Source organism: Ruegeria sp. BI12, from assembly GCF_056537985.1.
Genome location: NZ_JBQFSL010000002.1, coordinates 1,127,660 through 1,152,398 on the forward strand (window position 1 = coordinate 1,127,660; position 24,739 = coordinate 1,152,398).

The 24,739-nt window shown below is 56.0% G+C and carries 22 protein-coding genes; 10 read left to right on the forward strand and 12 right to left on the reverse strand.

Going from position 1 to position 24,739, the window contains the following annotated elements:
* Positions 1-10: 10 nt before the first annotated feature.
* A complete protein-coding gene (locus tag ACR0AK_RS18185; protein WP_480794403.1) occupies positions 11-502 on the reverse strand; it encodes a DUF2938 domain-containing protein in 492 nt (163 codons plus the stop codon).
* Between the two features lie 81 nt (positions 503-583).
* Between ACR0AK_RS18185 and ACR0AK_RS18190 the strand changes: the two genes are divergently transcribed.
* Positions 584-1,015: a helix-turn-helix domain-containing protein gene (locus ACR0AK_RS18190; RefSeq protein ID WP_480794404.1), complete on the forward strand. Its 432-nt coding sequence runs from the start codon at positions 584-586 to the stop codon at positions 1,013-1,015.
* Between the two features lie 95 nt (positions 1,016-1,110).
* On the opposite strand, the gene ACR0AK_RS18195 is transcribed toward ACR0AK_RS18190, so the two are convergent.
* Positions 1,111-1,830 carry a helix-turn-helix transcriptional regulator gene (locus ACR0AK_RS18195; protein WP_480794405.1) on the reverse strand — a complete coding sequence of 240 codons (720 nt, stop codon included), beginning with the start codon at positions 1,828-1,830 and terminating at the stop codon, positions 1,111-1,113.
* An 85-nt stretch (positions 1,831-1,915) separates the two neighbouring features.
* On the opposite strand from ACR0AK_RS18195, the gene ACR0AK_RS18200 reads away from it, so the two are divergent.
* A complete protein-coding gene (locus tag ACR0AK_RS18200; protein ID WP_480794406.1) occupies positions 1,916-2,347 on the forward strand; it encodes a RidA family protein in 432 nt (143 codons plus the stop codon).
* A 411-nt stretch (positions 2,348-2,758) separates the two neighbouring features.
* On the opposite strand, the gene ACR0AK_RS18205 is transcribed toward ACR0AK_RS18200, so the two are convergent.
* Genes ACR0AK_RS18205 through ACR0AK_RS18220 form a run of 4 tightly spaced genes read right to left on the reverse strand, consistent with a single transcriptional unit; the run spans position 2,759 to position 7,876 of the window.
* Positions 2,759-3,703 carry an ABC transporter substrate-binding protein gene (locus ACR0AK_RS18205; protein ID WP_170560619.1) on the reverse strand — a complete coding sequence of 315 codons (945 nt, stop codon included), beginning with the start codon at positions 3,701-3,703 and terminating at the stop codon, positions 2,759-2,761.
* A 48-nt stretch (positions 3,704-3,751) separates the two neighbouring features.
* On the reverse strand, positions 3,752-4,759 hold the full coding sequence (locus tag ACR0AK_RS18210) for an ABC transporter permease (RefSeq protein WP_170560620.1): 1,008 nt from the start codon (positions 4,757-4,759) through the stop codon (positions 3,752-3,754).
* On the reverse strand, positions 4,756-6,282 hold the full coding sequence (locus tag ACR0AK_RS18215) for a sugar ABC transporter ATP-binding protein (protein ID WP_480794407.1): 1,527 nt from the start codon (positions 6,280-6,282) through the stop codon (positions 4,756-4,758). Before ACR0AK_RS18215 ends, ACR0AK_RS18210 begins: the two co-directional genes overlap by 4 nt.
* Positions 6,283-6,322: 40 nt before the next feature.
* Positions 6,323-7,876 (reverse strand): UxaA family hydrolase, encoded by a 1,554-nt coding sequence (locus ACR0AK_RS18220; RefSeq protein ID WP_480794408.1) that lies wholly within the window; start codon positions 7,874-7,876, stop codon positions 6,323-6,325.
* A gap of 84 nt (positions 7,877-7,960) precedes the next feature.
* On the opposite strand from ACR0AK_RS18220, the gene ACR0AK_RS18225 reads away from it, so the two are divergent.
* The 8 genes from ACR0AK_RS18225 to ACR0AK_RS18260 are packed head-to-tail and all read left to right on the forward strand — an operon-like array spanning position 7,961 to position 15,246.
* Complete coding sequence (locus tag ACR0AK_RS18225; protein ID WP_170560623.1) at positions 7,961-8,698, forward strand: GntR family transcriptional regulator; 738 nt, start codon at positions 7,961-7,963, stop codon at positions 8,696-8,698.
* The gene (locus ACR0AK_RS18230; protein WP_480794409.1) at positions 8,695-9,747 is read left to right on the forward strand and encodes an aldo/keto reductase; all 1,053 of its coding nucleotides are present in this window, start codon (positions 8,695-8,697) and stop codon (positions 9,745-9,747) included. The genes ACR0AK_RS18225 and ACR0AK_RS18230 overlap by 4 nt, the downstream gene beginning before the upstream one ends.
* Positions 9,737-10,165, forward strand: a complete 429-nt coding sequence (locus ACR0AK_RS18235) for an RbsD/FucU family protein (protein ID WP_480794410.1) — start codon at positions 9,737-9,739, stop codon at positions 10,163-10,165. The genes ACR0AK_RS18230 and ACR0AK_RS18235 overlap by 11 nt, the downstream gene beginning before the upstream one ends.
* Positions 10,162-10,992, forward strand: a complete 831-nt coding sequence (locus tag ACR0AK_RS18240; RefSeq protein ID WP_480794411.1) for an amidohydrolase family protein — start codon at positions 10,162-10,164, stop codon at positions 10,990-10,992. The genes ACR0AK_RS18235 and ACR0AK_RS18240 overlap by 4 nt, the downstream gene beginning before the upstream one ends.
* Before the next feature lies 1 nt (position 10,993).
* Positions 10,994-12,106: a fumarylacetoacetate hydrolase family protein gene (locus ACR0AK_RS18245; protein ID WP_480794412.1), complete on the forward strand. Its 1,113-nt coding sequence runs from the start codon at positions 10,994-10,996 to the stop codon at positions 12,104-12,106.
* Positions 12,107-12,118: 12 nt separating this feature from the next.
* Positions 12,119-13,621, forward strand: a complete 1,503-nt coding sequence (locus tag ACR0AK_RS18250) for an aldehyde dehydrogenase (NADP(+)) (RefSeq protein ID WP_480794413.1) — start codon at positions 12,119-12,121, stop codon at positions 13,619-13,621.
* Positions 13,622-13,629: 8 nt separating this feature from the next.
* Positions 13,630-14,385, forward strand: a complete 756-nt coding sequence (locus tag ACR0AK_RS18255) for an SDR family oxidoreductase (RefSeq protein WP_480794414.1) — start codon at positions 13,630-13,632, stop codon at positions 14,383-14,385.
* Between the two features lie 18 nt (positions 14,386-14,403).
* Complete coding sequence (locus tag ACR0AK_RS18260) at positions 14,404-15,246, forward strand: fumarylacetoacetate hydrolase family protein (protein ID WP_480794415.1); 843 nt, start codon at positions 14,404-14,406, stop codon at positions 15,244-15,246.
* Positions 15,247-15,596: 350 nt separating this feature from the next.
* Here the strand turns inward: ACR0AK_RS18260 and ACR0AK_RS18265 are convergent, their stop codons facing one another.
* The 6 genes from ACR0AK_RS18265 to ACR0AK_RS18290 all read right to left on the reverse strand — a co-directional run bounded on the left by ACR0AK_RS18265 (position 15,597) and on the right by ACR0AK_RS18290 (position 24,562).
* Positions 15,597-17,675: an autotransporter family protein gene (locus ACR0AK_RS18265; RefSeq protein WP_480794416.1), complete on the reverse strand. Its 2,079-nt coding sequence runs from the start codon at positions 17,673-17,675 to the stop codon at positions 15,597-15,599.
* 570 nt (positions 17,676-18,245) lie between these two features.
* Positions 18,246-19,646, reverse strand: coding sequence for a TRAP transporter large permease (locus ACR0AK_RS18270; RefSeq protein ID WP_480794417.1), 1,401 nt, complete (start codon positions 19,644-19,646; stop codon positions 18,246-18,248).
* Between the two features lie 11 nt (positions 19,647-19,657).
* Entirely contained in the window at positions 19,658-20,290 is a 633-nt protein-coding gene (locus ACR0AK_RS18275) for a TRAP transporter small permease subunit (protein ID WP_155148142.1), read from the reverse strand.
* A gap of 68 nt (positions 20,291-20,358) precedes the next feature.
* The gene (dctP, locus tag ACR0AK_RS18280) at positions 20,359-21,369 is read right to left on the reverse strand and encodes a TRAP transporter substrate-binding protein DctP (RefSeq protein ID WP_480794418.1); all 1,011 of its coding nucleotides are present in this window, start codon (positions 21,367-21,369) and stop codon (positions 20,359-20,361) included.
* Positions 21,370-21,494: 125 nt separating this feature from the next.
* Positions 21,495-22,835 (reverse strand): sigma-54-dependent transcriptional regulator, encoded by a 1,341-nt coding sequence (locus tag ACR0AK_RS18285; RefSeq protein ID WP_480794419.1) that lies wholly within the window; start codon positions 22,833-22,835, stop codon positions 21,495-21,497.
* On the reverse strand, positions 22,832-24,562 hold the full coding sequence (locus tag ACR0AK_RS18290; protein WP_480794420.1) for a sensor histidine kinase: 1,731 nt from the start codon (positions 24,560-24,562) through the stop codon (positions 22,832-22,834). Before ACR0AK_RS18290 ends, ACR0AK_RS18285 begins: the two co-directional genes overlap by 4 nt.
* Positions 24,563-24,739: the final 177 nt, after the last annotated feature.

Consider the following 24,739-nt stretch of genomic DNA (forward strand, 5'->3'; position numbering starts at 1 on the left):
TGGAGAATTGTTAGAAAAATTTGGATAAGCACTTTGCCGCGACCCAAAGCCCAGTTCCAAAACTAAGATGTGCAAAGACGCTCTTGAGCCGCGCAGTTCGTGGGTCGGGCGTCAACCGTGCCGCCAACCCAGCTCCCATGCCCGGTTGAAGGATCAGAAAGGGCGCGAGCACTGTAAATACTCCAAATGTAATCGCAGGCAGCAGGCTCGGCGTTTCAAGCCAGCTCCGACCGACTACGACCAGAAAGCCCAGCGCAAACACGACTCCCGTCAGATAATGTGCACTCCAACCCAACAAACGCTCCGCTGGAACAGGGTCGCTGGCCATGATGTGCCTATGAACAACCTGCCCCCGCGCGACATGGCCAAGCCAACGGCCCACCATCGCGTAGTTGAGTGACTGTTGAGAGAAAATCAGCTTCTGAGAAAGGGCAATCAAATCCATGAAGGCTGTTGCGCCGACGCCGATCAGAACCGCGCTGTAGAAAATTTCTGTTGTCATGCAGGTATCGACCTTAATTTTAGTTGATGTTTTGCAGTGGAGGGGCAACATGCAACTTCAAGTCCACTTGAGGTCAAGGCCATGCTCGACATTTCCGAACTCTCTCGCGAAAGCGGATTTTCACCATCAAAACTCCGCTATTATGAAGAGGTTGGCCTGATCCGGTCGGTGGGTAGACGGGGATTGAAACGTCTCTATGAGGATGAGGTGAAGACGCGAATATCCCTCATTTCTCTGGCACAAACCGCCGGGTTTTCACTCGGCGAAATCAAAGAGACGATAGGGTCAGAAGGCAGGCCCGAACTGGATCGTACGGTTCTGGCAGCAAAGGCGGATGAAATTGACGTGAAAATCAAGGAACTGAAGGCCTTACGGGACGGCCTTCGCCATGTCATGAATTGCACCGCCGAAAACCATCTGGATTGCCCTCGGTTTCAGCGCATCATCCGTGTTGCGCTGACGAAGAAGCAGGTCGAAGCGAAACGTTCCAAAATGTATCTCGGCAAAAGGTAAAGGAATTGTGTTTGGACCCCGTTCCTCCACTTTGGGGCTATTGATGATTTAAGATACTGGAACACTGCCGCCCGGGCTTCACGCTTTCATGGTGTTCAGCGCGGAAATTCGTTGAAGGGGCAGACATCGTCCTCAAACGGAACATGGCGTCTCCGGAACGATGTTCCCTCGACGATCTCGGGGCGACTGATCCGATCCATGCGAAAATGCCGGAAGTCCTCACGACTGGGGTCCCAGGCTACGAGATACCAGAGCGGCGGTAAAATAAGCATAGCTTGCGGTTCCACTTCGCGGCTCGTTTCCGCGCCCTTTGCGTCCCGGTAGCCGAAGCGCAGGTTTTGCCGTTGCAGAAACGCGGTTTCGAAGGCAGGCAAAAGCGCAGCGTCAATACTTCCCATGTCCGAGATGTCCTGTTTGGGCGAAAGTTGTCCGACATGCAGACAGTCAAGAAACCTGCGCAGATCCCGCACCTTGTCGGACGGAAGGGCCTTCTCGATCTTGGCAAGTCCCGCGTCGGCGAGGCCCGAGAAGGGAAGGCTGCGCGCCGCACGCATTGCTGCGACACTGATGAGCAGAGCAAACACCTCTGCGACCGAAAGACGGGCGGTGGTCTGCACGGATTGCGGATCAAGTTGCACGCCCCCGCCACGCCCACATTCGGAATGGATAACAAAACCCTGGTCGCGCAACGCACCGATATCGCGCAATACGGTTCGTCTGGATGCACCGACCTGACAGGCCAGTTCATCTACCGTTGCTGTTCCGTTACGGCGAAGGGTGCGCACGATGGCATCATGTCGGAGACGGATGTTCATTTATTCACCTTAACACTTATAGTGACAAATTTTGTCACCATAGCGTTCTAAGTCGATCTCGGACCACTCAGCAAGGAGAATGACTATGACGTCCCGAGATCAGAATACACCCGTCAGCAAATTGCCGATCATCGTTAATCCACCACATCTGTATGATCCCACGCCAAACGGCTATAGCACGGCAGTAATCTCTCCTGCTGCAGGGCGGCTGGCCTTTGTTTCAGGGCAGGGCGGACAAGATCAAACCGGCAACCTATCACCCGAGTTCGGCAATCAGGTCGAACAGGCCTATGCCAATCTGGCTGTGGTCCTCGACGCGCTCGGCGCTCTCCCTCGGCACGTTGTTAAGTTAACCGTGTTCGTGGTCGACCACGATATGTCGAAGCTGGGTGTGCTGACAGAAAATGTAGTGCGGATGTTTGGCGATACATTGCCCGCGCAAACGCTGGTCCCTGTACCAAAACTCGCGATCGACCCCATGCTCTTCGAGGTCGAGGCCGTCGTGCATTTGGATTGAGCGCTCGATTGCGGCGGCGACTTGCCGCCGCGATCACAAACGATACCTCACTCGAGAAGTGGAAGCTGACGTGCGCAAACTGAGCAGCATCGGTTGCTATGGCCTCCCTGCTTTCATTGAAGCAAGCTTGGCACCCATGCCTTAAACTACATAGCTTTCGTGGTCGCCTCACACACAACACCCGTGTTTCCGACACCGACCGGGGCATGTTTTCGTTCGGAAATTGCCTCACGCGAAGATCGGCCCGAATTTGTCATCGATGCACTAAAAACGACGGCAGCTCAGTTGCACGCCGGCGTTGCGACCCGAATGCCCCGCCCCGCACGCCGCGGTATCAATTCGCCTGACAATCTGCAGATGAAGTTGTCCGGCCCGCCCAAATGGCAGGCCGGACAAAGTGAATGGTTCTACTTAGTCGTACAGAACGGCTGAGATCTTTGGGTCGTCAATGTTCGAGGCGTCGTAATAGTAGAAGCCGGTGTCGATTAGACCTGGAACCTCTTCCCCGTTCAAAGCTGCGACTGCTGCCTTCACCGTCTCATAGCCGATGCCCACCGGGTTTTGCGTGATCGCACCTGCCATCAGGCCGCTTTTGATTGCGTCTTTCTGCGCTTTGCCGCTGTCATAGCCGATGATTACCAGGCCTTCGGTACCCAACTCCTGAACGCCATTCACAACACCGATAGCTGAGCCTTCGTTGGTGCCGAAGATGCCATTCAGATCTGGGTTCGCCGTCAGGATCGCCTTGGTGACTTCGGTCGATTTCAGATGGTCACCCTGGCCATACTGAACCGTGACAACTTCGATATCCGGGTACTTCTCAGCCATGCGATTGACGAAGCCATCGCGGCGATCAATACCGGTGCGGCTGGTCTGATCATGCGCGACAACAGCGACTTTGCCTTTGCCACCAATTTTCTCTGCCATCTTGTCGGCTGCGAGCCCGGCTGCCGCCAGGTTATCCGTTGTCGCGGTTGAAAGCGGAATGTCACTGTCAACGCCGCTGTCGAAAGCGATAATCGGAATGCCCTTTTCGTTGGCCTGCTTCAAAAGCGGGATTGCGGCTTGGCTATCCAAAGCGGCAAAACCAATGGCTTTGGGGTTGTTGGCCAAAGCGGCAGCCAGCATGTCGATCTGGCGGTCAACCATGGTCTCATTGTCTGGGCCTTCGAAGGTGATGGTGACATCAAATTCGTCAGCCGCCTGTTCCGCACCAGACTTTACCGCCTGCCAGAACTGGTGCTGGAAACCTTTCGAAACCAGTGGGATGTAAACTTCTTCGGCTGCCGCCATCGAGGCGGGTCCTGCCAGGGTGGCTGCACTCAGCGCCCCCAGAATGAAACGACGTGAAAACATGTTTTTCTCCTCCAGTTGGTCGTTTTGATTATTGATTTAGTTGCTTGTTCATCCGGATTTCTTGCGCCGTGCCATATCGGCATAGACGGCCAGGATGATGATTGCCCCTGTCACAACGGTCTGCCACTCCTGCGCGACGGACAGCACGCGCAAACCGTTGGTCAGCACGGCCATAATCAAGGCACCAATGAGCGTACCCAGAATCGTCCCGCGCCCGCCGGACAGAGAAGTACCTCCGATCACCACGGCGGCGATCGCCTCCAATTCGTATCCAAGTCCCAATGCCGGTTGCGCGGAATTCAGACGCGAGGCGATCAAGATGCCGGCGATGCCGCAGATCGCGCCGGCGAGCGCGTAAATGCGCATCTTCCACATGTCGGTGTTTACGCCGGACAGACGCACTGCTTCCTCATTGGAGCCAAGCGCAAAGGTGTACCGGCCCAGAACCGTGCGCCCCAGAATGTATGAGGCTGCGATAGCCACAAGGAACAGGATCAGAACACCATTGGGGATGGGCAGAGACGGAAAAACCTCTCCGATCAGTGACCCGCGCGAAATCAGGTCGAAACCCGGCGTATCGTTGAAGTAGATTGGCCGCGTTCCCGAGATAACCAGCGAAAGACCTTTGAGGATCAACATCATCCCCAGCGTGGCGATAAAGGGTGGGATTTTCATTTTGGCAACGAATGTGCCTGAGCAAAGTCCGCAGAAGGCCCCTGCGGCTATGGCTGCAGCAACGCCCAGCAGCAAGGGCATCCCGAGATATGTCAACACCACACCGGCGATCACTGCGCAGAAGGTCATCAATGTCCCAACCGACAGATCAATGCCACCCGTAATGATAACCAGCGTCGCGGCGACGGCCAGAACGCCGTTAACTGATGTCGCCTGAAGAATGGCGATCATGTTCGACGTCTGCATGAAGTTGGGTGAAGCAATGGAAAAACCGATTAGCAGAATGATCAAACTGGCAAAGGCCAACAGCTTTTGATACGCGCCGCTGTCCGCAAGGCCCGATAGTGGCTTTTTCTTTTCGATGTCGGTTGCTGTGGTCATTGGACTGTCCCTGTTACCTGCATCGCAGCCACGCGTTGCGTGGCCAGATGCATGATGTCTTCTTGTGTGGTGTCTTTGCCGCCCGGCAGAATTCCGGTCAGTCGCCCTTCGCACATCACGGCGATACGATGGCTAAGACGCATGATCTCGGGCAGTTCAGACGAAATCACGATGATCGTCTTGCCCTGCCCCGCTAGGTCTTCCAGCAGTTTGTAAATCTCGGATTTCGCGCCGACGTCGATGCCGCGTGTGGGCTCGTCGAAAATCAGAATATCGCAGTCACGTAGCAGCCATTTGGCGATGACAACCTTCTGCTGGTTGCCGCCTGACAGAAGGCGAACCTCTTGCACATCCGATGGCGTTCTAATGCCCAATTGCTGGATGTAGCTTTTCGCGGTGTCGCTGATTTCGCCATCATGCAGAACCCCGCCTGCGCCTGTGAACAGATCCATCGAGGCAAGTGCAATATTGTCGCGAACGTTCATACCAGTGGCGAGGCCGAAATGCTTTCGGTCCTCCGAAAGGTATCCGATCCCCGCTTTGACGGCATCGGTGGGTGATTTGATCGACACCACCTGACCATGTACCCGGATCTCTCCGCTATCTCTGGTGTCAGCTCCAAAGATGGCGCGCGCGACCTCGGTGCGCCCCGCACCCATGAGACCGGCGAAGCCCAGAATTTCGCCCTTTTGGACCGAGAAACTGACGTCCTGAATTTCGTTGCTCCGGCTCAACCCGGTGACCTGCAGAGACATCTCAGCATCGCCCAGATCGGGCACCTCAAGCGGTTCTTCCTTGACCTCGCGGCCCACCATCATGGCGATGATCTGGCTGATCGGGGTTTCAGAAGCCCCTACCGTTCCGACATATTCCCCATCGCGCATGACTGTCACGCGATCTGAGATCTGCTTGAGCTCGTCCATCTTGTGGCTGATGTAAACGATACCCACGCCCTCGGCCTTGAGGCGACGGATGATCACGAACAGCTCGGCAATCTCTGCGTCATTCAAGGCCGCCGTGGGCTCGTCCATGATCAGCACTTTGGATCGGAACGACAGTGCCTTGGCGATCTCGACCATTTGCTGTTTTGCGATGGTCAGACTGCCAACCAACGCCTTGGGATCAAGGCTGAGGTTCATCGAAGCAAAGATTTCGGTGGTCTGCGTATTCAGCGCCGCCTCGTCCAATCGACCAAAGCTCTTGCGCGGTTCGCGCCCAATAAAAATGTTCTGAGCGACGGTCAGATCGTTCATCAGGCTCAACTCCTGATGAATGATCCCGATGCCCAGATCCTGCGCTTCACGGGGGGTTGTCGGGCTGACTTCACGCCCTTCAATCTTCAGCGTTCCACCATCGCGCTGATAGATACCCGACAGGATCTTCATCAACGTGCTTTTCCCAGCCCCGTTCTCACCCATCAGCGCGTGAACTTCGCCCGGTTCAAGATCGAACTGCACGGATTTCAGCGCGTGCACGCCAGGGAAGAACTTATCAATCCCCGTCATTTCGACCAATTTATTCATTTTCCCTCCCATGTGCCCCTCTCCCTTGGGCCCAACGCGATTACATCACCGCGCCGATTTGCCAGGGGACGAATTCAACGCCCCCAAAGCCAAGTTCCTCGCTTTTGGTTTTTTGCCCCGACGCAACGCGGATGAGCATTTCGAACAGCTCTTCGCCCTTTGCCTCTATGCTGATCCCGTCAGTCACGATGTCACCGCAGTTCAGGTCCATGTCGTCGGCCATGCGGGCATACATCTCGGAGTTTGTGGCCAGCTTGATACAGGGCGTCGGCTGATATCCGGACACCGATCCGCGCCCGGTCGTAAACACGATCAGGTTCGCGCCCGAGGCCACTTGTCCGGTCACCGAACACGGATCAAACCCGGGGCTATCCATGAAAACGAACCCGTGCTTCTCGACCATTTCACCGAATTTGTAGACGTCGCGCAGAGTTGCGGTGCCTCCTTTGGCAACAGCACCCAGCGATTTTTCCAGAATGGTAGTCAACCCGCCGCGCTTGTTGCCGGGGCTTGGGTTGTTATCCATCTCACCGCCGTTGCGGGCGGTGTAATCCTCCCACCAGTGAATGCGTTCGATCAGCTTTTCGCCAACTTCGACCGTTTCGGCCCGCCGGGTCAGCAAGTGCTCTGCCCCGTAGATTTCCGAGGTTTCCGAAAGGATCGTCGTGCCCCCGTGGCGCACCAGCAGATCCGAAGCAAACCCCAGCGCGGGGTTGGCAGTGATCCCCGAATACCCATCCGAGCCGCCGCATTGCATGCCGACCGTAATGGCACTGATCGGAGCGGGGGCGCGTTCAGCCTGATTAGCCAACTCCGCGATGCCGCGCAGCTCTTCCAGCCCGCGTTCAATGGTACGCCGCGTTCCGCCCTCGTTCTGAATGGTCATGTAGCGCAGGGCACCGTCAGCGCGGATTGGACGACCGCCAACAAGGTCTGCGACCTGCATGACCTCACACCCCAGACCAATCAGCAGGATACCCCCGAAATTCGGATGCTGTGCGTACCCGGACAGGGTGCGGAACAGGGTGGCATAACCCTCATCCTTGCTGGACATTCCGCAGCCGGTCCCATGCACAATCGGAACCACCCCGTCCACATTCGGAAAGCTGTCCAGCAGCCCGGATTTTTCCGCCGCCTCAGCAATGAAACGCGCCACGGACCCCGAACAATTCACGGTGGTCAGAATTCCGATGTAGTTTCGGGTTCCCACTTTGCCGTCGGTGCGGTGGTAGCCATCGAATGTCCGCTCTTCGTTCAGAGCTGGCAGTGGCGCGTTCGCGCTGGCATGTGCATAGTCTTGCTGATGCGCACCCATACCGAGGTTGTGCACGTGGATATGTTCGCCCGGTGCGATGTCGCATTTGGCCTGCCCGATGATCTGGCCGTACCGGATGACATTCTCACCGACGGGAATTGGTTCCACGGCAATCTTGTGACCTCTCGCCACTGATGCGGCAAGCGGCACAGGCACAGACGCGGGCTGCTCTCCTGCCTCCAAGTCACGCAGCGCAATGACAATATTGTCCTGCGGGTTGAGCTTCACGACGTCACGCGCCGCGCCTTTCAAAACATTTATGCCGCTATGTGCTTGCATCACTTCCCCGCTTGCTTGGCCAATGTTGCTAAGTTCAAAATCGCCACTTGTCAACTAACATGTTAGAATGCTAAATTGCCGAGCATGAGCAAACACCATGATATTGACGCCGCGCTGCTGCCCGAGATCACGACTATCGAAGGGCCGCTGACACAACGGGTACACCACTCTTTGAAGCAGGCGATTCTGTCGCTTGATTTCCCGCCCGGAGCAAATCTCCGGAAGGCTCCTGTGTGCGAACGATTGGGCGTTTCTCGTGCACCCGTTGCAGACGCTATCGCGCGCTTGGCCTCCGAAGGGTTGGTGGATGTAGTGCCGCAATCCGGTACCCGAGTGTCTTACTTTTCGATGGACGAGATCCGCGAAGGTGTCTTCCTGCGCGAAGCGCTTGAACTCGCAACTGTCGCCAAAGTCGCGCGCGATCTGACCGACGATCAGCGCAAGCGGTTGAGCCGCAACATGCGCCTGCAGGAACTGCTAATCGAAGATGAAGATATTCCTGGCTTTTACCAGGCCGATGAAGAGTTCCACGGCCTGCTGATGGAATTCACGGGCTTCCGCCGCCTTGCGGATGTCGCCCAAACCGTTTCATTGCAGGTTAGCCGCGCCCGCATGCTTTTGCTTCCCACCCCAGGTCGGATAGCCGAGACACTGGCGGAGCATAGGGCCATTTTCGAGGCAATCAGCAATCGCGACGAACAGGCTGCCCAGGACGCCATGCGCACCCACCTTGGGCAGTTGATGCCGCGCATCGAACAGCTGGAACAGGAAAAGCCCCATCTGTTCAACCTCACACCACAGCTGAATAGCGAGGCAGGATGACCGTTTCCAAGACAGAATTACTGAACAACCGTACCACACGGCCTGTTCCCCTGACCCGCATGGGTTTTGGCGGCGCGCCGTTGGGCAACCTGTATCGCAAAGTCTCGGACGAGGACGCACAGGCGGCACTTCAGGCCGCCTATGACGCAGGCATTCGGTTTTTTGACACCGCGCCGCAATATGGGCTTGGCAGGTCAGAGCATCGGTTTGGACAGGCGATTGGCCGGTTCGGTCGTGAGAACATTCAGCTTTCGACCAAGATCGGGCGCCTACTACTGGATTGCGAACCGAATGAAGTGACACCCGAAGCCTTCGTCGACGTACCGCAAAAACGGATCGTGTTCGACTATACCTATGACGGGGTCATGCGGTCTTATGAGGCCAGCCGCGACAGGATCGGTGTGGCCAACTCTGACATTCTTTTGGTGCACGACGTCTGTGTCTTCAGCCAGGGCAGCCAGGAAATGTCTGACGCCAAGGTGCGCGAGCTTTTTGACGGCGGGGGATACAAAGCGCTGACGGAATTGCGCGATGCAGGCGAAATCGCCGCAATCGGTGCTGGCGTAAACGAATGGCAGGTTTGCGAAAAGCTTCTTGGGCTGGGGGATTTCGACGGGTTCCTGCTAGCTGGACGCTATACCCTGCTGGAGCAGGAAGCGCTCGACAGTTTCCTGCCGCTATGTGAGCAGCGCGATGTCGGAATTATTCTCGGAGGGCCTTACAATTCAGGCATTCTCGCAACCGGAGCAGTTCCTGGTGCCAAGTACAATTATACAGATGCGCCGGAAGACATTCTGGACCGGGTCCGTAAGATCGAGGCCGTTTGCACGGCACACAACACTCCGTTGATCGCTGCAGCGCTGCAATTTGTTCTGGGTCATCCCTGCGTCAAAACGGTAGTTCCCGGAGCCGTCAACGCAGCAGAAGTCCAGTCCAATGTGGCCTTGATGGAGCGTGACATTCCCCCGGGGCTGTGGTCGGATCTGCGATCCGAAGGTCTGATCCGACCGGACGCGCCCCAGCCAAGCGAGGCTGCAGATGCTGCGTAACATCGACCCGATCCTGTCGCCGGAGCTTCTGTATACTCTCAGGGCCATGGGCCATGGGGATGAAATCGTTATTGCAGACGCGAATTTCCCGGGTTCCAGCAGCGGGCCGGACTGCATCCGGGCGGATGGATCTTCGGCCAATGAAGTGTTGCAAGCTGTGTTGTCCGTGATGCCCCTGGACACCTTCGTGCCTGATCCCGCGTTGACTATGCAGGTTGTTGGCAACCCGGAGGCAGTTCCTGACGCAGTTGAGGATTTTCAGCGCATCATCGACACGACCGCCGACAACCCAACCAAGGTTCAGAGCTTGGAACGGTTTGCATTCTACGACCGTGCAGCCAACGCTTTTGCCATCGTTCAGACGGGCGAACGCAGGCTCTATGGCAACATCATTCTGAAAAAGGGTGTCATCGAATGAGGATCGACGCGCATCAGCATTTCTGGGCTTTGGCGCGCGGCGACTATGGCTGGCTGACGCCCGATCTGGACACGATCTACCGGGATTTCACCCCGGACGATCTCATGCCCTTGCTTAAGGCTGCCGGGATCGATGGCACAGTTCTTGTCCAGGCGGCAACCACCGTGGCAGAGACCGAATACATGCTCTCGCTGGCTGACCATAATGCGTTTATCAAAGGTGTTGTCGGTTGGGTTGATTTTGAAGCCGATGATGTTGGCGCGCAGATTTCTGCTTTGGCCGCCCATCCGGCACTGGTCGGTCTTCGCCCCATGATACAGGACATCGCTGATCCTTTGTGGATGCTTGGCGATACCCTGTCACCGGCTTTCGAGGCTGTCCAACGGCATGACCTGACATTCGATGCATTGACGTTACCCCAGCACTTGGGCCCGCTCGGGCAACTTCTTGAACGCTACCCCGATATGCGTGTGGTCATCGACCATGGATCGAAACCGTTGATCAAAGACGCGATCTTGGACGGCTGGTCCGAAGACATGTCAACATTGGCCCGAGATACCAGTGCATGGTGCAAGCTGTCCGGCCTTGTGACTGAGGCTGCCTCAGACTGGACGATCGAAGACCTGCGCCCCTATGTGGATCACCTGCTGAACACCTTCGGCCCGTCGCGTCTGATCTGGGGCAGCGATTGGCCGGTTTGCACCTTGGCTAGCAGTTACGAACGCTGGTGTGAAACCACAGAAACTCTGCTGAACCAGCTGAGCAACGCAGAACGCGAGGCGATCATGGGTGGTAACGCCACCCGCGCCTATAACCTCAGGGATTGAGATGACCATACCTACATTGGAACCTAACGGGCTGTGGCTCGGCCGTCTTGAACGACCTGGCGTTGGACCCAGCGTGGTAACCCAACGCAATGGGCGGATTGTCGATATTACATCGAAAACAGCACCAACCGTCCGGGACATTCTGGAACGCGAAGATGCAGCGGATTATGTGCGCAAAGCACAAGGTGAAGATATCGGCCCCTTGGACGCCGAACACAAATGGCTTGCGCCGTGCGACTTGCAGGCGATTAAGGCCTGCGGCGTCACATTTGCCGGTTCCATGGTGGAGCGTGTGATTGAAGAACAAGCCGCAGGCGATCCTGCCAAAGCCGACGCAATCCGGGCGCGCATCGGAGATCGGATCGGAGACAGCCTCTCGAACATCGTACCGGGATCAAAAGCCGCCGCAGAAGTCAAAGAAGCACTGATCACAGAGGATCTCTGGAGCCAGTATCTGGAAGTCGGGATCGGTCCAGATGCAGAGGTGTTTTCAAAGGCGCAAGTCCTTTCATCAGTCGGCTTCGGCGCGGATATCGGGCTGCACCCCGTTTCGACCTGGAACAACCCCGAGCCCGAAGTTGTTCTGGCCGTGACGTCGCAAGGCGAGATCAAGGGCGCAACGCTGGGCAATGATGTAAACCTGCGCGATGTTGAAGGGCGTTCGGCACTGTTGTTGAGCAAGGCCAAGGACAACAACGCTTCCTGCGCGATCGGGCCAATGATCCGGTTGTTCGATGATGGGTTCACACTGGACGATGTACGTCAGGCTGAACTGACGCTGACCGTCACCGGACCAGATGGATTTATCCTAAACGGTAGCTCATCTATGTCTCAGATCAGTCGTGATCCTGCCGATCTTGTGAAGCAGACAATCGGACGCCACCATCAATATCCTGACGGCCTGATGCTGTTTCTTGGCACTCTCTTCGCCCCCACCCAGGACCGGGATACCCCAGGCGGTGGATTCACACACAAACTTGGCGACGTCGTCACCATCGCCAATACCCGTCTTGGAGCGCTGACAAACACCGTGCGCCTGTCGACCGAATGCCCCGAATGGACCTTCGGAGCGTCACACCTGATGCGAAACCTCGCCCATCGCGGCATGCTGTAAGTGAGAACGAATATGTTGACTGGAAAACACCTGATCGCTGGCGAATGGGTCGGCGCAGATGCAACTTTTGCGTCAGAACCTGCGCATGGACCAAGCCATGACTTTTCTGTTGGGACGGCGGCTATGGTCGACGCCGCCGTAGAAGCGGCAGAGGCGGCCTTTGCCACTTTCGGGTGGTCCTCGCGCACCGAGCGCGCCGCGCTTCTGCGCAAGATCGCTGATGAGATCGACGCGCGTGGAAATGCCATCACCGAGATCGGTACTCAGGAAACCGGCTTGCCCGAGGCGCGCCTGCAAGGGGAACGCGGTCGCACCGTTGGCCAGCTGCGCCTTTTTGCCGATCACATCGAAGCGGGAGACTATCTGGACATGCGCCATGACCCGGCCATGCCGGATCGCGCACCACTACCCCGCCCCGACCTGCGCATGATACAGCGCCCGCTGGGTCCTGTTGCGGTGTTCGGCGCGTCAAACTTTCCGCTGGCCTTCTCGGTCGCGGGGGGCGACACGGCGGCGGCACTAGCCGCCGGATGCCCCGTTGTTGTCAAAGGTCATTCCGCCCATCCCGGAACAGGTGAGATCGTTGCGCAAGCCATCGACGCCGCCATTAAGGCGACCGGTGTTCACCCCGGAGTGTTTTCGCTGGTTCAGGGCGGCAAACGGGATGCGGGCACGCGTCTGGTGCAGCATCCGCTGATCCGGGCGGTGGGTTTTACCGGCAGCTTGGCGGGCGGCCGCGCCCTGTTTGATCAGTGCGCGCAAAGGGATGAACCCATTCCGTTCTTTGGCGAGCTGGGCTCGGTCAACCCCATGTTTATCTTACCGCAAGCCGCTACCGCGCGCGGGGCTGAGATCGGCGCAGGTTGGGCGGCTTCGCTGACGATGGGCGCCGGTCAGTTCTGTACCAATCCTGGCATTGCCGTGATCATTGACGGACCCGACGCCGAGGGGTTTCAAGCAGCAGCTGAAACCGGCCTATCCGCAGTAGCTGAACAGACAATGCTGACCGACGGCATTGCGGCTGCGTATCGGGACGGCGTTTCCCGCGTCGCCGCCGGAACAGGAGTTTCCAAGATCATGGGCACCAGTTGCGAGACGCGCGATGCCGCGCCGTACCTGTTCGCAGTTTCCGGCGATGACTGGCTGGCCGATCACAAGCTGCAGGAAGAGGTTTTCGGACCGTTGGGCATCATCGTGCGCGTGAAAGACACCGCTCAGATGCAACAGATTGCACGCGCCATCGAGGGGCAACTGACCTGCACACTACATCTGGACGCAGCCGACAAACCCGATGCTCAGGCGCTGCTACCGCTGCTGGAAAGAAAGGCGGGGCGTCTGCTGGCCAACAGTTTCCCAACCGGCGTCGAAGTCTGCGACAGCATGGTCCACGGCGGCCCCTACCCCGCCTCAACCAACTTTGGCGCGACCTCCGTGGGCACATTGTCGATCCGCCGTTTCTTGCGGCCGGTTTGCTATCAGGACATCCCAACCGACCTTCTGCCCGAGAAACTGTGAGGCAACCAATGACGACATTCGAACCATCCAACCGGCTTGCGGGCAAAACCGCCCTGATCACAGCTGCGGGGCAAGGCATCGGCCGTGCAACCGCTGAAATGTTTGCAGCCGAAGGCGCGCGCGTGATCGCCAGCGACATCAACGATGCTTCGCTTGCAGAATTAGGTGGTATCGCAGGTATCGAGCCACTCAAGCTGGACGTAACAGACAATGAGGCTGTGACAACTGCTGCGGCCGACCTGCCGAGCCTGGACGTTCTTTTTAACTGTGCGGGCTATGTTGCAGGAGGCTCAATCCTTGAGTGCAACGAAAAGGACTGGGATTTCAGTTTCGACCTCAATGTCAAAGCCATGTTCAGATTGATCCGATTGACCCTTCCGGCAATGCTGGAAGCAGGCGGTGGGTCAATCATCAACATGTCGTCGGTCGCATCATCCATGAAAGTCGTACCCAACCGATTTGCCTATTGCGCATCAAAAGCAGCGGTCATTGGCCTGACCAAGTCCGTGGCCGCCGATTTCGTAACTCAAGGCATCCGGTGCAACGCGATTTGTCCCGGCACAGTCGACAGCCCCAGTCTGCATGAGAGGCTGCGCGACACAGGAGACTACGAACAGGCAATGACCGATTTCATTGCCCGTCAGCCGATGGGCCGAATTGGCACCGCGGAAGAGATCGCAGAACTGGCTTTGTATTTGGCCAGTGATGCCAGCAAATACACGTCGGGTCAGCCTTTTGCCATTGATGGCGGCTGGACGATCTGAGCAGGAAGGAATCTTTTAATGAAACTGCTACGTTATGGTGCCAAAGGCGCTGAAAAACCCGGTATTTTAGCTTCTGACGGGTCGGTTCGTGACCTTTCCGGTTTTGTCGATGAAATCTCGGGCGACACGCTTGGCGACGCCGTTCTTGAAAAGTTGCGTGCCATCGATCTGGACAGCCTGCCGGTGGTAGATGGAGATCCGCGCATCGGCCCATGCGTTGGCAATGTCGGCAAATTTATCTGCATTGGTCTGAACTATGCCGATCACGCGGCGGAAAGCGGAATGGAACTTCCGGCTGAGCCAGTGATTTTCTTCAAGGCCACCTCCGCCATCGTCGGCCCCAATGATACGGTGGAAATCCCGCGCGGATCGGTCAAAACCGACTGGGAGGTGGAGCTGGGTGTCGTCATCGGCAAAGAGGCCAAATACATCTCTGAGGCCGAAGCCATGGACCACGTCGCCGGGTACTGCGTTGTAAACGACCTGTCAGAACGTGACTTTCAGCTTCATCGCTCGGGTCAATGGGTCAAAGGAAAGTCCGCCGATACTTTTGGTCCAATCGGCCCCTGGCTGGTGACACGAGACGAGGTGCCAGACCCGCAAAACCTGCCGATGTATCTTGAGGTAAACGGGCACCGCTATCAGGATGGATCAACCAAAACGATGCATTTTGGCGTGGCAACCGTCATTTCGCACCTGTCGCAGTTTATGTCGCTGCAACCCGGAGATGTGGTTTCGACAGGAACACCCCCTGGCGTCGGTATGGGGCAAGAACCTCAGACCTATTTGAAGCCAGGCGACACAATGGAGCTGGGGATTGAGGGGTTGGGCGTACAGCGACAGGATGTCATCGCTGGATAGTGGCGCCTTAACCATTGCCCACTGGATTTCGTCGCCAAAGGTTACGGCAGCGACAACCATGACCGCGGCGAGTCGGCGCTGTATAGGATGCTCCGGCTCGCAGTCTAGCGGATGTATCGAAATCTCGACATTGGATGCCCGCGTCACCTCGACGGCTACTACGCTTTCCAGGTGCCGCGAAGGTCAGCTTTGGCCTGTCCGAACCGCCATTCGCTGCAGTTGCATGAGTTGATTAAGAGCGAAGTTCGGGAGCGCGGACAAAGCTGCCGTCAGCAGGGCTCATCGATGAATGCTCCAACAACTGTGGTTAACGAGTATGGGGTAAGAAAAGAAACAACTGTGTCACGAAATCAGAAACGAACACTAAGGTTTGCCCCCAAGCCATGTTCTTGACCATTTGAACGTACCGAATAGCCGTATCCTGCTGTTAGTCTGGCTTGCTCGGATATTTGATACCCTAGCCCCAACCCGAGAACGAAGCCGTTGGCACCTCGGTTTTGCCCGACTTGTGTAAATGTCCCAAATATTGGGCTTGTAACAGTGACTTCATGCTCACCATCCTTGTTGGCAAAAAAGTCGTACTCGTAGCGAGCAAAGGCAATTGGGGTCAGCACGCCATTGTCACTCAAGAAGTCCCGTTGATAGTCGACGCCAATAGAAGCGACCAAAGACTCTGCATCCGCTTTTTCAATTGAATAGTTGAAATCGCCGCCTCCGGTTTCTGTTCCAGAGCCTTGTTGGATGCGCCCGTAATTTAGTCCGAAAACCGTGGAAACTCTTGCGCCACTGTCCAGGTTAAACAGCCTCCGTGCTTGGATACCGGCGTGAATGCCTTTTTGGTCCAAATCCGACTTTGCCTCGCCTCCCGTAAACCCATCTACAGACGGGTTATTCCGTTTGGCGTCAGTTTCACCGAACATGTAACCGATCAGCCCGGAGAACTCCCACGTTCCGGTTGTCGTACGCCCGTAGAAGCCCGCGTGATAACTGTCTGTCGAAAAGTCCTGATCGACTTGATCGTGCTCATCCATGGAGGACGTCCCAAATCCTGCGTACACGCCAACGACCCCTCTTTCCGAACTGAAGACATCAGCACCAACCAAAATAGTGCCGAGTGAATAGTCGAATGTCCCGAGGCCGTTACTTCCATCAACGTCCCCGCTCACATAGGCCGTGTCGATCCACCAGCGCCGATCAGAGCAGTCGATTGCGCCACTAGGGCTGCGGACCGTGTCGATGCCACCTGATGCAACGGGTCTGTTTTGATTGTTGAAACCAACTGCTTGATATTTGCGGCAGTCAGCATGGCTCAGAACAGTGTTTGTTATCAGGTCTAGTTGCTCAAGCCCAATAGTCAGGTTGGAGGAATAGGGTTCTGCATGCACGCGATTAAACCCAGCCAGACCTGAATTGGTGAGCGTATTGACAGCGGCACCAATTGTTGAACCGCTACTGAGCCCCTTCCCCGGTGATGTGTTTGTGGTATTAGCAACCGCTCCAGCGAGGTTGCTGGCGTTTGGCGAACTGGTAACCGCCGGGTTCTGCGGTAAGCTTGAGACCGGTTGTGCAGTGAATGCAATGTCGACCTGACCATCTGCGATGGGCGTATTGGCTATCGTCAGATTAGACAAAGCCGGCAGAGATCCACCTGCAACAAGTGTTGGCGAATCTCCATCAATACTCGAGGCTTGAAGGACCGTGTAATTGTTGCCGGCCGCATAGTCTTGCGCAGTCAGACCGGGACGAGCGGCTTCGACTTGGATTGTGGCGTTGTTAATCCCTGTCACACGCCCGCTGGATGACACCAAGTCAGCTTTCTGCCCGGCAGTTGGATCGACTTCACTTAAGAGCCTTGACCCAGTTTCAAAGGCGATTCCGCCACTGTTATTAAGTGTACCAATTGAAAAGCCCGGCGAAAGCACCCCCCCGTTCTTAACTGTGAAGTTGAATGCGTTCACGGTTCCCGTGCCGGCCAACGTGCCAAAATTCTCAAAGTTTACGGTGTTCAAACTACTTGCTGCATCAAGCCGAACAGTCGTGCCTGCCGCTATCGCCAGATCACTGGTTGAAGAAATCGAACTATTCGTCAGTGTGAAATCAGAAGCCTCAGCAACCCGAGTCTGAATATAGTAGGCCCCAAAAACTACTTCGGTCGCTCCCATAACGGTAAGGTTGTCATAGGTTAGCGGGCGGTCGGACTGGAAGTAGACTTCCGTGGGGTCGATATTCGCGCCGTTGAAGGGAGCGAACGTCATTGATCTGCCGGAACCAATCGAAGTTTCAATGAGGTTCACTCTGAGCTTCCCGTTGATGTTTGTTGCCAACGCTTCCCGGGATACAAAGTCTCCGCTGCCTGCGGCGACATCAACATTCAGAAGAGTTAAAACTGAAGCATTGCTGGAAACGGTATTTTGGCCAGGAACATACAACTCAATTTCACCTGAGGACGTGATCGAGGAGTTTCCAATTGTAAGTCCTGTAATGGGTCCGTTTGGGATCGGCAGACACGTGCGCTCCGTCGTTGAGATTGTTTGATTAACGCGAGTGCTTTCAGATCCGGATGAATACTCTATCCGGGGAGAACCTAATTCTACGCAGGCTTGCGAGCTTTGAGCTTGTGCTTGGCCCGGCAGTAGCAAATATGCCAGGGCTCCCAACGCGGAACTAGAGACAATTACACGCTGAGCGTATCTTACCGAATTTGCCGGGTCCTTTGTTTGCATCAACTTTCTCCCCCAAACTCCATAAGTCAGGCTACACCCGTTTTTTGATAGGCAGCGAACTTTTTTGAGTATTTCAAAAAAGTCGAACGATTGACTGCCTTGGGCCCATTCCAGGCCTAGGGTGCACAGCACTATCTGACTTGTGGCAAGCTATCGGCGCCAACAAAGGCTGCCCAAACCGGACATTGAACAAGTGTGATGTAATCTGCAGTGCAGTTGATTGATGCAGGCCTTAGCTGCACCGGCATACCGCACTCCAAAATCATCCCATGTGATTCAAACCTGACCAGGAAGCCATAGGACGATAGCGGGGAAGGCAACGAGCATCGCGATGGTCGCAGCATCCGCCAGAAAGAAAGGCGTTACACCTTTAAAAACATCCTGAACGCTTAGGTCATCACGAACGCCGGCTACGACAAAGCAATTCAGCCCGATGGGTGGGGTGATCAGGCAAAACTCAGCCATTTTGACAACCAAAATGCCAAACCAAATGGCACACATAGGCCCAGACATACCGAAGGTGCTATCGGCTGCACTTACGGCTTCACCACCATTCAACGCCATGACGGCAGGGTAAACTACCGGCAGCGTCAAGAGCAGCATACCTATCGCATCCATGAACATGCCCAGTACAGCGTAAGCCAGAAGAATACAGATCAGGATTAGCATCGGAGACATATCAAGCGAGGTAATCCAGTCGGAGAATGCGCTTGGCAGTTCGGCGAAACCAAGAAAACGAACGTAGACCAAAACGCCCCAGATGATCGTGAAAATCATGACGCTTAGCTTGGCGGTTTCCAAAAGCGCGTCTTTGAGTTCGGCCCAGCGCATGCCCTGATACAGTGCCATCAGGAACACCACGAAGGCTCCAATTGCGCCGCCTTCGGTTGGCGTACCCCAGGCATCTCCGCCGAACGGGTTGTAGACAAAGAAGATGATGGTGACGACGACAATCACGATGGGCAATGCGGGCGGCAATGAGAGGAAACGGTCTTTCCATGTAAATCCGGTGACCGCGGGACCAAATCCTTTGATCACGACGGCCATGCCAATGATCAGCAAGCCATAAATTACCGCCGAGAACATGCCCGGGATGAACCCGGCCAAAAGCAGTTTGCCCACGTCCTGCTCGACAATAATCGCGTAGATGACCAGAATGGCCGAAGGCGGAATGAGCGAGGCGAGCGTACCGCCTGCAGCGACGACACCTGCAGCAAAACGCTTGTCGTAGCCGATCCTTAGCATCTCGGGGATGGCGATACGGGCGAACACAGCGGATGTGGCGACCGAGGCCCCGGATACCGCTGCAAACCCAGCGGTTGCGAAAACGGTCGAAACCGCCAGCCCGCCCGGGACCCATGCCAGCCAACGCTTCGCGGCTTCGAACAGCGCCTTGGTCAGGCCCGCGTAATAGGCGAGGTAACCAATCAGGATGAAGGTCGGGATAAGGCTCAACGCCTGGCTTGAAATCTTGGAGTGCGGCACCTGCCCCGCTGTTTTGACGGCCACAGTCACAGCCTTGCCGAACCGCGCCGGGTCATAACCAAACTTGGCCCAGAAGATCCAGATTAGACCAACCATGCCTGCTGTCGCGGCGGCAAACGCCACGCGCATCCCCAACACCACAAGAACAAGCATACCGCCCGAGACGATCAGACCAATATCAATGGGTTCCATCAGACTTAACCTCAGTTGTCGTGGCCCGAGACGTGCTCGGCTTCCATTGCAGCTTGAGTGGCTGCATCGGCTATTAGCGGGACGGCAATAGGTGCCTGATCAGGGTGCCGGATCGCGCGACCATAGGCCCAGAGCTGCAGAACAAGCCTTAGACAAAGCACGCTAAAGGCGACGGGAGCCAACAGCTTTGCGGGCCACAACGGGATACCTATGTCGATTGAGCTGTCGCGGCTCCAGAGTGGCGCACCAAAGTCAAAGCTGCGTGCGAAATGCGCCCAGCTCCCCCAGATCAGCAAGACGATCAGCGCCAGAATGACAGCAGTTGTGACGAACTCAACGATATAGAGCGTCCGGCCTCTAAGCGCTCCAACAACCATGTCCATTCGGATATGACCGCCATCACGCTGCGCATAGGAAATCCCCATGAAGGCGATTAACGGCATGGCCTGCTCGATCCAGTCCACGTAACCGGGAAGTGGCGCATTGGCGAAATTCCGACCACCAACGGAGACTACGGCCATGACCATCAGCGAGAAAACTGCAAGACCGCTGATCAGGGCCAGAAAGCTTTCCAGTTTGTAGAGATGTTGATCGAGAATGCTGAGACGGCTGTCGTCGGACAGCACCTGGGATGACCCGGCCATCTTTGTACTCCGCTGTCAGGAAAGAAAGAACCCGACGCCAATCAAGCTGACGCCGGGCAGTGAGTGGATTAGCTCCCGTTTGCGATCTTGCCAGTCACAAGGTCATAAAGCTCTTGTGCTGGCAGGCCACGCTCGGTGTTTTCTGCAATCCAGGCCTCGGCCGCGGGGGCGGCAGCGGCTTCTTTAAACGCTGCGATTTCTTCATCGCTGAAAGTGACCCGTTCGATGCCGCGTTGATCCAGCTCAGGGCCCCACGCTTCCATCGTTTTGGTCTGGTAGTGGCTCACGTAGTGATCTAGTGCCTCATCCACAGACCCCAGCAGAGCTTCGCGGTGTTCGTCAGACAGATCTTCCAGTGCCAGCGTGTTCACCACGACAGGGCAGTTGACGGTGCCGGGATTGAGGTTCGTCGTCCACCACGTGCCATTTTCAATGGTGCCAAAGGACATATGCGCGTGTGGCGCAAAGCTGACCGCTTTGACGATGCCGCTATCCATTGCCTGACGCACTTCGGATGCAGACATCGAGGTCGGAACTGCCCCAACAGTCTCCATCGCTTTACCGATGCCGCCAGTCGCCCGAACGCTCAGACCTTCGAAATCGGTTAGTGATTTAGGTGCTTCACCGACGCCAACAAGGTTGTACTGCGGCAGCGGCGACGGCATCAGGAGCGTAGCATCCCAGCGGGCCAGATCCTCGACAACGGCCGGGTGTTGGTAGACAGCCATCGACAGGTCGACCTCCTGGTCCAGCGAAGTCACACCCAGAAACGGCAGTTCCAGAACCGTGATCGAGGGGTTTTTGTCGCGATGATAGCCAGCGCAGAACTGGGCCATTTCAAACGCACCGATCGAAATCCCATCGAGGTTTTCTTTGTTCTTCGACAGGCCGCCATAGCTGATGTTGAGTGTGAACTCGCCGCCCGTCTTTTCGTTCACCAATTCGGCAAGTTTCTCGACGTGTTCGGTAAAGGCGCGACGCTTGCCCCACAGGGAAACGTTCCATTCGACGGCCAGTGCTTCGGATGCAAAGGTCAGCGACAGGGCAGCAATCGCCGCCCGGTTAAGGTGTTTGCGCATAATGGCTCCTCCCAGATCACGCAATGTGTTTGGGCAAAGTATTCATGATGCGCAGCAGCCTGCCTATGAAGGAAAATGCGCGTAGAGTTTCGGAGGCCCTGCGGATATCCGCAGAGTGATTTCTCCTACAACAACGCCTCTTTATCGAGACCGAGTTTAACGATCTTTTCGTTGAGTGTCCGGCGGCCGATCCCAAGTGCTTCGGCGGCGGCATCCATGCGTCCTTTGTGCGCCTTGATGGCTTTGCCGATGAGTTCACGTTCAAAAGCGGCCACCGCTTCGCGCAGCGTATCCGGCACTTCGTCGAAGTGCTGATCGCTTTGGATAGCCTGCGCCACCGACCCTCCTCCACGTCGGGCCGCTAAAATGCGCCGTTCGCAGACATGGCGCAATTCACGTACATTCCCGGGCCAGCTATGTGCAAGCAAAGCGGCCAAATCGTCCTGATCAAGTTCTGGCGCGTCAATCTCATAAACCTGCGCGTATTCGTTCAAGAAATGCGTTGCCAACAGAACCAGATCATCCCGTCTTTGACGTAGCGGAGGTAAAGATAGGACAACAGTGTTCAGTCGAAACAAAAGGTCCTGACGCAGGCGACCTTCCTCGGCTGCCAGTACAACGTCTTCGTTGGTTGCTGACACGACCCTAAAGCTTACCGGCACGGGCGACACAGCCCCCACCGGCAGCACCTGCTGATCTTCGATGACCCTTAGCAGCTTTGCCTGCGCCGCTGTTGGGCACGAGCAGATTTCATCCAGAAACAAGGTCCCGCCCGATGCCGCTACAAGCCTTCCGTCGGATTCACCTGCGACGCCGAACATTTCCGCTTCAAACGTATCGGCCGACAACGCGGCGCAGTTCAGCGCAAGAAACGGTGCTTCCGGCGAGCGGCCCAAATCATGTAAAGCGTGGGCAACCAGCTCTTTCCCGGTGCCGGTATCCCCCTGCAACAAAACCGCAACCGAAGTATCGGCAAGGTCAAGTACTTCTTGTCGCAAGTCTTTAATAGCGTCTGTTTGCCCCAGCAGGATGCGATCCAGCCCTGACAGTTTGAACAGCCGGTCTTTGAGGCGGGCATTGCTTCTTCGCATTCGGTTTTGTTCAGCCGCGTGCCTAAGCACCGTAAGCAATCGCCGTGGCTCATATGGCTTTTCGATGAACCCATACGCCCCGTCCTGTATAGCTTGAACCGCCATCGGGATGTCACCATGTGCCGAAATCAATACCACCGGAGGCGCCACATGCCTGTCCAGGCTGGCCAGCAATTCAAGTCCCGACATGCCGGGCATACGCACATCAGACAAAATGACATCGGGCGAGGCGTTGGCCAGATGTTCCGTCACGTGGGTTGCGCGCGACAGGGCGCTAACAGTCCAGCCGGCGGCTTCGAGCAACTCGACAAGCGATTGTCGCATCGATTTGTCATCATCAACGACCAGAACTTTGAAAGGTTGCTGCTGGGTCATTCGTTCATTTCTTCAGTCATCGACGCCATCGGGAAGGTGACACGAAAAACTGTTCCGCTGCCATCACGATTTCGGGCCGTCATCGTGCCATCGTGATCTTTGACAATGCTGGTGGAAATGGCCAGTCCCAAGCCCATGCCTTTCCCGCTCTCTCTTGTGGTTACAAATGGCTCTTGCAACTCAGCCAACGTTGCCTCACCCAACCCGTGACCGTTGTCCTGAATTTCCAACACTGCTTCATCATCAGAAGCTGTGACAGCGATATGGATTTCAGGTGCATCCACTTCGTCCATCGCGTCAATCGCATTGCGCAAAAGATTAGTGATGACCTGTTCGATACGCAGTGCACTGCCCCGGATAAAGACCGGACTGGTCGGCGCATCAACTGAGATTTTCACCTTGCCCTGCTCGATGTTTGGCGCAACCAGAGCCAATGCGGCGTTGACCGAAGCGCATAAGTCTACGTCGTCGAACGCCTCGCTCTCTGAGCGCGCGAAGAACCGCAATTGGCGCGTGATCCCTTCCATCCTGTCGACCAGACTTCCAATTTTTTGCGGTAGCTTGGACTCACCGGAAGATGAGATCTCTTCTGCCACCAGGTGATTGCGCATCGCTGCGATCGGCTGGCCCAGTTCATGCGTGACCGACGCGGATAATTGCCCCAGAGCCGCCAATCGGCTTGCGCGTTCCAACTCGCTTTGTGTGCGTTTGAGGCTCCGCTCGGCTGTCTTGCGGTCGTCGATTTCGATAGCGAGCCTTTCATTTGCCTCCCGCAGCTTTGCTTCTTCATCTTCGGACCGCTCCAAGGCCGCGCTTACGCGCCTTGCGCGTTGTATCTGGAAAAAGATAAATGCGAGCCCCGCTAAAAGGACAAAGATTGCGGTTACAAGCCAACTACGTGCTACGGCCTGATCGTCACTTGCAAAATAGTGAAGCGACCAGCCATCGGGCAAATCCGTTGCTGCAAGGTGCAGGCGCTTCGTTCCAGCAATTCTGGCCTGATCTCCAGGCAACTCAACCCAATCCAACGCATCTAAGTCTTGCCCCGGAAACTGCCTAGCATCCCGAATCCGCTCTTGCTGAGTTTCTGACAATGGCGCCAACGCGCGATATCGCCAATCCGAGTTCGAAGAAAGCAAAACGACGCCGTCTTCATTGGCCAAAAGAACCTGTTCACCCGAGTTTTTCCAACTATCCTGAAGATTAGAGAAATCGATCTTAATCGCTATGACGCCAGTTGAAGCTCCCTCGTCGTCAAGCACTGCGTTGGCGATGAAGTAGCCTGGCAGACCAGTCGTTGCCCCGATGGCATAGAAGCGGCCTTGTTTACCAGAAATGGCAGTTTGGAAATACGGGCGGAAAGCGTAGTTCTGGCCAACAAAGCTCCCAGTGTCGCGGTAATTCGATGAGGAAATCGTGATCCCGTCTTCGTCCATCAGGTAGATCGCATCCAGCCCCGCCTGCGCCGCAAAATCCTCGAGGCGTCGGTTTAAAGTTCCGGTGCCGTCCCCTTCGGCTGTTCCAATTACAAAGGAATCCTGTGACAGCACATATGTGAGGTGGGAAAATCGCTCGAGTTCGCTGTTCACCGAGCTTTGGTAAAGAGAGAGCCGGCCCTGAGCTTTCGAAAGCTCCTCCGAAACGAAATACTGGTAAGAAACCAAATAAAGGCCAATGCTGGCGGCAATGGCTACCAAAATACCTACAATATACGAAGCTGATCGCATTGAATGTCCATGAACTGCGACAGCATAGGATCACAGTAGGTTTTAGCCGTCCATCCCAAGAGTTCTAAACCGCCATTTGGATGTTCTGGTCAAACAAGAATGACCAAGTAATTTGAGAACGCGAGTCAATCAACAAACCTGCCGAAACGATTATTTGCATTCCGCAAGCGGACTCGG